A 6,705-nucleotide genomic window follows, 5' to 3' on the forward strand; every position below is an offset into this window, starting at 1 on the left:
CGACAAACTAACAGTTATGCGAATGCTGCTTGTAGAGGCGGTACCACTTGCTTCTTACGGCTAAGCACACCATCTAACCACACTTTACCGTCGTTAGATTGCTTGTCATAGGCTGATTCGATAATCGCTGCATCGTCACTAACGATAAGCATTTCCGAACCTTCTTTCATTATGTCGGTAAGCAATAACAACACACTATGGCGGTTGCCTTCTGCTTTCAGTGCTGCAATATCCGCAACTAAGCTTGCCTTAATATCATCAAATACTGATAGATCAATCACTTCAAGCTGACCAATGCCAACTAAGTTGCCATTCATATTGAAATCTTTAAAGTCACGTAGCACTAAATCACGAGCAGGCGTACCTTCTACCGCTGATTTAACTTTAAACATATCCATACCAAGCTCTTTATAGTCAGCAATACCAGCAATTTCTGCTAGCGCTTCAACACACTTGATATCGGCTGTTGTACAAGTTGGTGATTTGAAGATAACGGTGTCACTTAAAATTGCACACATCATAATGCCGGCAATCTCTTTCGGGATCTCTACATTATAAAAGTCATACATCATCTTGATGATGGTGTTACTACAGCCAACTGGACGGATCCAACATTCTAGTGGAGTAGAAGTTGTAAGATCACCTAGCTTGTGATGGTCAACAATACCGACAATAGTCGCTTCTGCAATATCATCAGGTGCTTGAGTCAGCTCTGAGTGATCAACAATATAAACTTCTTCACCAGCGTAGCTCATCTTTAGCTCTGGTGCGTCAAAACCAAATTTATCGAGAATAAACGCGGTTTCAGGTGAAAGTTCACCTAAACGAGAAGCGACAGAAGCTTCTCCAATTTGGTTTCTAAGATGTGCTAGTGCGATTGCACCACAAATTGAATCAGAATCTGGGATTTTGTGGCCCACAACATAAACTGGCATAGATAAAGCTCTCCTTTAATTTTCAGTAATTTTACCAAACTTTTTACCAATGCGGAAATAACTAAAAGGTCGAATGGTGGGGCTTTGGAGTATGATTGCTAGATTTAACTGATTTATCGACTAAATTGCAGACAACTAGCGGCATGTCGTATCAAATTTGTTGGTTTTGCTGTATAAAGCTTCGTCCTATTACATTTTCACTCTAGAGCTTGGTACCGATGTCAGATAAATTTTTCTTTAAAGGCCGTAAAACCCCAAAACCAAAACATGAAAGTTATGGTTACAACACTAAACGTGCGGCTAAACTAGGTACCGAAGTTAATCCACTGCTGTTGTCAGTTCAAACCGAAGATCGCCAAATTGAAATCATTAAACTACTTGATGATAATCAACTACTCGGCCAGGTAACTATCGATACCACAATCGAAGAGAACATTATCGACTTAATGGGGATCCTTAATAAGCCTGTGACAACTCGATTTGAAAAGCAGCCAAACAGAAATGATCCTTGCATCTGCGGAAGTGGCAAAAAGTATAAGAAATGTTGTGGTTAATAGCAGCATAATCAGCGTACGGGTGAGCAGTTAACCGCTCTCATCTGTACCTTATTAAGAATCCCTCCCCTTAGTAAATTATTCACTATTGCTTCTATAAGTGATGTACAGCTTTTGTAATTGTTATATTTTAACCAATCATTCAAATTTAAAATATTTTAACATTACAAATTGTAGCCCGATGAAAATATTTTTCTTAAGATAACGACCACATGTTATGTCATTGAATTTTATAGATAAATGATTGACACTGTTTAGTATTTATTTCTAATTACTCCCCCGTATCGTGAACAGCAATGTCTAAATGTAAACTTATGAAACACAAGTTTACACAATCCAACTGTTACAAATCGCCACATCTATTAACATACACTCAAAATATTATTTGAATTGCGTTTGGCATTAGCCGTATTGGCCAAATATTTTATACGCAACAAAAATCAGTGTGTGGTGTTTGCTTCAACAAGAGGATGTGTTTGTGGCTACGAAAAAACAGATAATTTTACCTTTGGTAGTGATTGTAATTGGTATCGCAGGTTTTGCTGGTATGGCGGCATTAAAAAAGCCACCTGAAGAAAAAGAGGAGCTGGACACCACTCCATTGGTGTCAGTTCAAGCCGTTGAGATCAGACCGATGGATTTCTCGGTGAGCTCCTACGGCGTGGTTGCTGCAAAGTATGAAACAGAGCTGGTTTCTCAAGTAAATGGCGAAATTGTATATCTCTCTGAAAAGTTTGTTCGCGGAGGTTTTGTAAAGAAAGGAGACATCTTAGCCAAGATTGATCCTAGCGATTACGACGCAGCACTAATAGATGCACAAGCAAGTATGGCCTCTGCACGTGCCACACTGGTACAAGAGAAAGCGTTCGGTAAAGTTGCAGAAGAAGAATGGAAACGTATTAAAGACGGTGTACCTACTGAACTGAGTTTACGTAAGCCACAACTTGCACAGGAAATAGCAAAATTAAACTCATCCGAAGCAGGCCTTAAGCGCGCTAAACGAAATGTAGAACGTACAGTAATTAAAGCGCCTTACGACTCTCTGATTGAAGCACGCAATATTGGCTTAGGTTCGTATGTCAGTATGGGCACCAACTTAGGTAAAGTATTAAGTACTGGCAAAGCAGAGATCCGCTTACCTATCGCCGATAAAGAGATCCAGTTTTTAACTAACAAAGGCAATAACGCTGATGTTATTTTGAAAGGTAATTTTGCTGGCCAGCCACAAGAGTGGCAAGCAAAGATAGTCCGCAGTGAAGGGGTTATTGATAGCCGCAGCCGCATGACTTACTTAGTTGCTGAAGTCGCAGATCCCTACGGACTGAAGTCAAACAACAATGAACTACGTTACGGCACTTATGTCACCGCTAGTATCGGTGGTGTTCATGCTGGTGAAGTGACCAAAGTTGCTCGACATTTAGTGATTAATGGCCAGGTAGCCGTTCTTGATGATGACAATAAGCTTAAATATGTTGATGTTAATGTTGTACGTCAAATAGGCTCTCAGGTCATTATCACAGACGGCTTAGATTCAGGTATGAAGCTTATAACCTCGGCACTTGATTACCCTATTGAAGGGATGCAACTGGCATTACCAAAAGATAAATCATTAAACAATGATGATTCCGAAACACAACCTACGCAAATTGCGATGGAAGATAAGGAAAAATCATGATTGATACACATAAAGGTATCATTGCTTGGTTTGCTCGTAATAGCGTAGCTGCAAACCTATTAATGATCATCATTTTGCTTGGCGGACTGTTGACTGCCAACACCATTAGAAAGCAGTTCTTTCCTGCAGTTGAGATCAACTGGCTTGAATTTAATGCGGTATACCCTGGCGCTGCACCGCAAGAAGTGGAAGAAGGGATCACCATTAAGATTGAGGAAGCACTTGAAAGTGTTCAAGGTCTTAAACGTGTAATTACTTATTCTAACCGTAATGCATCATCAGGTTACTTTAGAATTGAAGACTCCTACGACCCACAAGTAGTGTTGGATGAAGTTAAATCTGAAATTGATTCTATTTCAAGCTTCCCAGACGGCATGGAACGGCCAAAAGTTGAACGCATTAAGCTTAGACAAGAGGTCATGTATGTCAGTCTTTATGGCGATCTTAATAAAAGACAGCTTAAAGACTTAGGCGAGAAGATCCACGATGAATTAATGCAACTGCCTTTGGTCAATATCACCGAATTCTATGGCGGACTTGGTTACGAGATTGCCATTGAAGTCAGTAAAGATAGGCTCAGAGAGTTTGGTCTAACCTTTAACGACGTTGCTGCTGCAGTTCGTGGCTACTCACGTAATATGTCAGCGGGTCAGATCCGTGCAGAAAATGGTTATATCAACCTGCGAGTTCAGAACCAAGCGTATGTGGGTTATGAGTTTGAAAGCTTGCCACTTATTACTCTACAAGATGGTTCTACCTTGCTACTTGGTGATGTCGCCACTGTTATCGATGGTTTCCAGGAAGGTATACAGTACTCTAAGTTTAACGGTAAAAACTCAGTGACCTTTTTCATTGGTGCTGCGAACGATCAAAGTTTGACCGACGTAGCCAAAGTCGTAAAAGGTTATATCGCTGACAAGCAACAAGTTCTGCCTGAAGGCGTTAAGCTCGAGCCGTGGGTTGATATGACCTACTACCTCGAAGGCCGCCTAAATCTGATGCTAGACAGCATGAAAAGTGGTGCGGTATTAGTATTTATTCTACTGGCTTTATTCCTACGAGTTCGACTGGCATTTTGGGTGATGATGGGTTTACCTGTTTGTTTCTTGGGTACCCTATTGTTCATGCCAATGGGCATGATAGATGTCACGATTAATGTCATCAGTTTGTTCGCCTTTATTCTGGTGCTCGGTATTGTGGTCGATGATGCCATTGTAATGGGCGAAAGTGCCCATGCAGAGTGTGAAGAGAAAGGCCAGAACATTGATAACGTGATTAGAGGCGTTAAACGGGTAGCCATGCCGGCAACCTTTGGCGTTCTAACTACAATTGCCGCGTTCTTGCCGATTACACTCGATGACGGCCCCTCCTCTGCCTTTGGACAGGCAATCGGTTTTGTGGTTATTTTGTGTCTGTTGTTCTCACTGGTCGAGTCAAAGTTAATTCTACCGGCGCATTTAGCGCGTATGAAACAACCTACAGTGGTGCAGCCAGGTTCTAAGAACCCATTAGACTGGTTACGCATAGTCGTTAACTTTTTACAGTCTAAAGTTGATTCAGGGCTCAAGATCTTAATTTCTAAGTATTACCGCCCGTCGCTTGAATTAGCAGTAAAGTATCGCTACACAGTGATCATGATTTTTATCAGTTTGATTATGATCTGCGCCGGTTTATATGCTGGTGGTCTGGTTCGCTTTATTGGTCAACCTAAGATCCCACATGACTTCCCACGGATTAACTTCGAGATGAATATCGATGCGTCGGAAAATGCGACGTTAAGTGCCGCATTGGCAATTGAACAAGCAATACGCGCTGTCGATGATGATATTGAAGCTCAGTATGGTCAGAAGATGATTTCTGACATGCAGGTTGAACTACGAGGTCGAACTTCAGCTCAGGTAATGACTAAGTTAGTTGACCCAGAGTTACGCCCAATGGACACCTTCGCCGTTGCTGAACTATGGCGTCAAAGCATGCCGCTCATACCTGGAATGAAGTCATTCACCATTCAAGACAACTTATTTGGTGGTGGTCGAGATGACGGTGACATTAGCTTTAGACTGGAAGGTAAAGACGATGTTCAGTTAGTTGCTGCAGCTAAGGAATTAAAAGCTAAGCTCAATACCTTAAAAGGCGTCGGTGATGTTAACGATAGTCGTCAATCTAGTGCGAAAGAGGTTCAATTTGAGCTTAAACCTTTAGCAAACAGCTTAGGGCTAACGTTAGCTGATATTGCAAGCCAAGTGGGTAATGGCTTCTATGGTCTCGAAGCTCAGCGCATTTTGCGCAACGGTGAAGAGATCAAGGTGATGTTGCGCTACCCTGAAGAGCAGCGTAACTCAATTGCTCAAGTGTCGGATGTATTGATCAAGACGCCTCAAGGCGCGGAGATCCCTCTCTCAGAAGTCGCAACGATCATTATCACTGATGGTGTAAACAGTATCCGCCGCGAAAATGGTAACCGAACGATTAATGTTTGGGGCTCTGTCGATGCAGATCAAGCTGAGCCATTTAAGCTTGCGAAGGATATTAGAGATAACTTTTTACCTGAATTACTGACTAAGTACCCAAGGGTTAAAAGTGAAGTCTCGGGTAACATCCAGGAGCAACTTGATAGTGCCGATACCCAGCTAAGAGACTTCCTGATCTCGATGTTAGTTATTTATAGCCTTTTAGCTGTGCCACTTAAGTCATATGCGCAACCAATAATGATCATGTCGGTGATCCCATTTGGTGTCATTGGCTCTGTGTTAGGACATATGTTGTTAGGACTCGATTTAAGCGCCCTTTCAGTGTTTGGTATTATTGCCGCGGCAGGTGTTGTTGTTAACGACTCCTTAGTGATGGTCGATTACATCAATAAATCGCGAGAATCTGGCATACCGATGAAGCGTTCTGTGCTCGAAGCGGGTTGCAGACGTTTTAGAGCGATTTTACTCACTTCGTTAACAACCTTTATCGGACTGGTACCGATTATGGCTGAGACAAGCATGCAAGCACAAATGGTGATCCCAATGGCTGTATCACTCGCATTTGGTGTTTTATTTGCGACGGTAGTGACCTTGGTACTCATTCCCTGCCTTTACGTCACTATTGAAGACTTAAAGCGCATCGTCGGGAGTAAATCTCGTGTTGAGGAGCCTACTGAGTCGGATACATTCTCCGAGCCTGTTTTACAAAATAAGTTAGCTTCCGAACAAAGCTAAACCAACCTATTGTTGATGTAGTTTTCAAAAGCCAGTTGTTATCACAGCTGGCTTTTTTGTTGGATAATAAACGAGCTTTCCTGCCAAAGAGCCATTTACTTTGTTTTTAGCAAGCGCATTGTTTAGAAGGCTTCATCTTAATGTTATGCAGAGATAACTGACCTTGAATAATAGCAATCCTTGAGATTGGTTTTTGACGCATACAAAAAGGGCTGCGAATAGGAACCCTTGGGGTTCTTCATTTCTGACATATACCAAAAAAGGCCCATCATTTCTGATGAGCCTTTCGTCTTTAATGTGGCGGAGAGATAGGAATTGAGCCCTATACTATTGAG

At 41.9% G+C, this 6,705-nt stretch carries 4 protein-coding genes; 3 read left to right on the forward strand and 1 reads right to left on the reverse strand.

What is annotated here, in order from left to right; translation table 11 throughout:
* Window positions 1-14: 14 nt before the first annotated feature.
* Window positions 15-935: a manganese-dependent inorganic pyrophosphatase gene (locus AB4135_RS07140; RefSeq protein WP_371991550.1), complete on the reverse strand. Its 921-nt coding sequence runs from the start codon at window positions 933-935 to the stop codon at window positions 15-17.
* A gap of 218 nt (window positions 936-1,153) precedes the next feature.
* On the opposite strand from AB4135_RS07140, the gene AB4135_RS07145 reads away from it, so the two are divergent.
* From AB4135_RS07145 to AB4135_RS07155, 3 genes are all read left to right on the forward strand, one after another.
* On the forward strand, window positions 1,154-1,489 hold the full coding sequence (locus tag AB4135_RS07145) for a PBPRA1643 family SWIM/SEC-C metal-binding motif protein (RefSeq protein WP_371991552.1): 336 nt from the start codon (window positions 1,154-1,156) through the stop codon (window positions 1,487-1,489).
* Between the two features lie 478 nt (window positions 1,490-1,967).
* Entirely contained in the window at window positions 1,968-3,164 is a 1,197-nt protein-coding gene (locus tag AB4135_RS07150; protein WP_371991554.1) for an efflux RND transporter periplasmic adaptor subunit, read from the forward strand.
* Window positions 3,161-6,370 (forward strand): efflux RND transporter permease subunit, encoded by a 3,210-nt coding sequence (locus AB4135_RS07155; protein WP_371991556.1) that lies wholly within the window; start codon window positions 3,161-3,163, stop codon window positions 6,368-6,370. Before AB4135_RS07150 ends, AB4135_RS07155 begins: the two co-directional genes overlap by 4 nt.
* Window positions 6,371-6,705 lie beyond the last annotated feature (335 nt).

Origin of the sequence: Shewanella sp. 10N.286.54.B9 (assembly GCF_041468565.1) — a bacterium.
Lineage (GTDB): Bacteria > Pseudomonadota > Gammaproteobacteria > Enterobacterales > Shewanellaceae > Shewanella.